Below are 3,939 nucleotides of genomic sequence, written 5' to 3'. Positions count from 1 at the left end.
CCGCCGCGGCGGCCGCCCCGACCCGGGACCTGGCCGCAGCGCTGGCCCGGCGGTTCAGTGCCCGCACGCCGGTCCAGCAGGCCACCCTTGCCACCGTCGCGATCGAGGCCGTGCTCGGTCAGGGCGCCGGCTTTTTCATCACCGACGACGGCTATATCCTCACCAACCGCCATGTGGTCCGCCCCATGCCGACGGACCGGCGCGAGGATGAGGCGCGCTTCCAACCGGCAGAAGGGCGGTTGCAGGCCCAGGAGGCGGAACTCGCGCGGCGGCGCACGCTGGCGGCCGGGGTGGCCGCCGACCTGGCCCGGCTCAAGGCGCGGGGCCAGGAGCAGGGCGCGGTCGCGCGCCGCCTCAAGGATCAGTATGACTATTACGCGGCGGCCGTCGCTGAACTGGCCGACCAGGTGGCCGATGGGCGGCAACGCGTCGACAGCGCCAAGCTGGAGCAGAGCCTCAACACCGACCGCGCCATCCTCCAGCAGAGCTTTCCCATCGTCCTCAAGGGTGGCGAGCGCCTCACCGCCCGGCTGATCCGTGCCAGTGACGACCATGACCTGGCCCTGCTCAAGCTCGACGGCTACCGTACCCCGGCGTTGCGCTGGGCCACGGGTCAGCCCCTCGGGCAGGGGGACCCCGTCTATGCCATCGGCAATCCACTGGGTGTCTCCGACAGCGTGACCGCCGGACGGGTCACGCGGCTGGCCCCGGACCAGATCATGACCGATGTCCAGTTGCTGCCCGGCAACAGCGGCGGTCCGCTGGTCGATGAGGCGGGGGAGGTCGTCGCCATCAACTTCGCCAAGCTGGCCAAGGGCGGCGATGCCAACTACCAGGGGTTCGGCCTGGCGATCCCCGGCGCCATCGCCCGGGCGGCGTTCCCGGAATTGCGCTGAACCAGCGTTCAATTGCGGGCAGCCCCTGGTCCCGGCTCAGCCGCAGGCGCTCTCCATGCCGACCAGCGAGAAGTAGACGCGGGCGAACTCCCGGTCGCAGCCGACGATGTGACCGAGCAGCCAATCGCGCACCCACTCCTGGCCGATGTCATCGAAGACCAGGATGCCCCGCGCGCGGCACTCGCGCACCATGGTGTCGAACTTGGCCATGAGCACGATGTGTTGCTCCTCGTGTTCCGCCCGCCGCGCGTAGCCGATCGCGCGCATGAAGGCCTCCTCGCGCCGACAATGGGCTCGGGCCTTGTCGCCGAAGGCGGTGAGGGCATCGGCCAGCCCGCCCGCGCGTGCGGCGGCGCCGGGGGCCGGCACCCCGCGGGGAAAGGCTACCGGGGCCGCCGCCTGGGGACAGTAGCGCAGGCTGATGTCGATCAGGGCCTCGACCAGGGCACGGTGATCCGCATCCAGGGCACCGATGCCCAGGCACCATTCATTACGCCAGGTCAAGAGTCTAGACATCGGGGTGTCTCCCGTGGGCGGCGCCGCTCCCGGCAAGGGGCGCGTGGGTTGGGTCGGGGCACCGCGGGGTGCGTGTCGGCGCCGGCGGTGCGCCCCGTCAAGGCTCCATATATGGGGGTCCACCGGCAGCGGATTCCAGTCCCAGCCGACGGCCCGGCCCGCCCACAAGCAGGTGTCGCCGGTGTCACGGATGGGTCCCGGCGGTCGTCCAGACTGGAATTTACGCCCTCCCGCCCGTCGCGTCACCCATTCGCTGACATATACTGCTTTCCCCTTTGTTTTGGACCTGGACCCGCCCCGCCCCGCCATGCCCCATCAGACCGACGACCTGCGCATCCGCACCATCACCGAGGTGCAGCCCCCGCGCGCGCTCCACGAGCGCTTCCCGGTGTCCGAAGCGGCCGCCGACACCGTCTTCGACACCCGGCGGGCGATCCAGCGCATCCTCCACGGGGAGGACGACCGGTTGCTGGTGGTGGTAGGCCCCTGTTCGGTGCATGACCCTCAGGCTGCCATGGAATATGCCGAGCGTCTCCTGCCCGTGCGCCAGGCCCGCGGTGCCGAGCTGCTGGTGGTGATGCGGGTCTATTTCGAGAAGCCCCGCACCACCGTCGGCTGGAAGGGCCTGATCAACGATCCCGACCTGGACGAGAGCTTCGCGATCAACAAGGGCCTGTCCCTGGCCCGCAAGCTGCTCTTGGACCTGGCCGCGATGGGGATGCCGACGGGGACCGAGTACCTGGACCTGATCAGCCCCCAGTATATCGCCGACCTGGTCAGTTGGGGGGCCATCGGGGCCCGCACCACCGAGAGTCAGGGCCACCGGGAACTGGCCTCCGGCCTGTCCTGCCCGGTGGGATTCAAGAACGGCACCGACGGCGACGTGAAGGTCGCCATCGACGCCATCCATTCGGCGGCGCGCCCCCACGTCTTCATGTCGGTCACCAAGGAGGGACAATCGGCCATCTTCTCCACCGCCGGCAACGCCGACACCCACATCATCCTGCGCGGCGGGCACCGGCCCAACTACGACACCGAGAGCGTCAACATCGCCGCCGATCAGATCGTCGAGGCGGGCCTGACGCCCAAGATCATGATCGATTTCAGCCACGCCAACAGCCGCAAGAAACCGGAAAAGCAGATCCAGGTATGCCAGGACGTCGCCGGCCAGATCGCCCGCGGTGACCGGCGCATCATCGGCGCCATGATCGAGAGTAACCTGGTCGGCGGACGGCAAAACCTGGACACCCCCACCGGGCTGGTCTACGGGCAGAGCGTCACCGACGCCTGCGTGAGTTGGGCCGACACCGAACCCATGCTGCGCGAACTGGCCCAGGCGGCGGCGCGGCGGCGCGGCTGACGGCTTAAGACGATTTCCACATGACTCGACCCTGTGGGAGCGGCTTCAGCCGCGACGGGGCGTCGCGGGCCACCGGCTCTGCGTCTCTGCGTCTCTGCGCGAGACCTCTTAAAGAATCTCACGCAGAGGCGCAGAGGCGCAGAGACGCAGAGAAGAATCGCGTCAGTCGGGTTACCGTGAAAGCCGCTCCCGCCGGGGGCTTTCATGTTTCGGGGGTGACGGACAACCCCTCAGGGCCGTTAGCCGCGACGAGGCCTCGCATCGCGGCTAACGGTCATGGCACCCGCGCCACCCCGGAACATGAAAGTCCTCTCGGCCGCTAGCTCGATGGCCAGCGTGCGGGGCGGCGTAGTCAGGGCTTCCAGCCCTGCCTGTTCCAGCCCCGACACCGTCAGGCCAGGATGGCCTGACTACGCACTTTCACGGTAAAGCCGCTCCCACGGCGAACTTTCACCGTCCAGGGTAGCTGGTCTTGCTGCCATGGCCGTTAGCGCGCCGCAGCGCCCGTCCGGCTGAAGCCTCGACCTCCGGTCAGCTGGGCGGGTACAAACGTTACCCGGAGTTCACCTAATGGGTCGGCGGTTTCCTCATTTTCTTCCGGATCAGGTCGGCCAGCAGGCCGATCAGGACGCCGCCGCCGCCCGCCAGCACCCACAGCGGGAGCCCGATACCGCCCCCCAGGGGGACGATGCCGGCCCCGGCATTGCCGACCGCCACGAAGGTGGCCACGACCGCCAGCACGCCCAGTCGCAGCTTCCAGGAACGCGCGTCCCAGGCAACGATCTTCAAGGCCCGGCCCATGACCTTGGCGAGCGGCCACGCGGCCTTGCTGTCGCGCAACAACGCAAGCTGCGCGGCCGCCTTATGGCGCCCGCGCAGCTCGCCTTGACCGATCTCGCGCAACCCCCGCATCCAGCCCATGAGTAACTGCGCCTCGCCCGGGGGGGCGCGCAGCAAGGCCTGTTGGATGGCGGGTACGGCCGCGTCTTCTTGCTCTTCGGACACTGAAATCTCCTGACAAATCAAATGAATCCGGCCGGCGGCACAAGATTCCGGCACGCCGGCCGCGACCTTCACGGCGATTTTATCGCGTTTTGGGTCCTGGGTTCTCACGAACTGGGCGTCGTTGTCGTTGTCGTTGTCGTAATCGTGGTCGGATTATTCGAT

At 68.5% G+C, this 3,939-nt stretch carries 4 protein-coding genes; 2 read left to right on the top strand and 2 right to left on the bottom strand.

What is annotated here, in order from left to right; all coding sequences use genetic code 11:
* A partial coding sequence (locus QZY48_RS19900) for a trypsin-like peptidase domain-containing protein (protein WP_295434439.1) occupies nucleotides 1–896 on the top strand: 896 nt, incomplete at its 5' end.
* Between the two features lie 36 nt (nucleotides 897–932).
* Here QZY48_RS19900 and QZY48_RS19895 read toward each other — a convergent pair.
* Nucleotides 933–1,412, bottom strand: coding sequence for a hemerythrin family protein (locus tag QZY48_RS19895; protein ID WP_295434438.1), 480 nt, complete (start codon nucleotides 1,410–1,412; stop codon nucleotides 933–935).
* Between the two features lie 307 nt (nucleotides 1,413–1,719).
* Here QZY48_RS19895 and QZY48_RS19890 point away from each other — a divergent pair, with 307 nt between their 5' ends.
* Nucleotides 1,720–2,772, top strand: coding sequence for a 3-deoxy-7-phosphoheptulonate synthase (locus QZY48_RS19890; RefSeq protein WP_295434437.1), 1,053 nt, complete (start codon nucleotides 1,720–1,722; stop codon nucleotides 2,770–2,772).
* A gap of 567 nt (nucleotides 2,773–3,339) precedes the next feature.
* On the opposite strand, the gene QZY48_RS19885 is transcribed toward QZY48_RS19890, so the two are convergent.
* On the bottom strand, nucleotides 3,340–3,777 hold the full coding sequence (locus QZY48_RS19885; RefSeq protein ID WP_295434435.1) for a hypothetical protein: 438 nt from the start codon (nucleotides 3,775–3,777) through the stop codon (nucleotides 3,340–3,342).
* Nucleotides 3,778–3,939 lie beyond the last annotated feature (162 nt).

Origin of the sequence: uncultured Thiodictyon sp., assembly GCF_903828115.1 — a bacterium.
GTDB lineage: Bacteria > Pseudomonadota > Gammaproteobacteria > Chromatiales > Chromatiaceae > Thiodictyon.
This window is presented reverse-complemented; position numbering and strand designations above follow the sequence as displayed.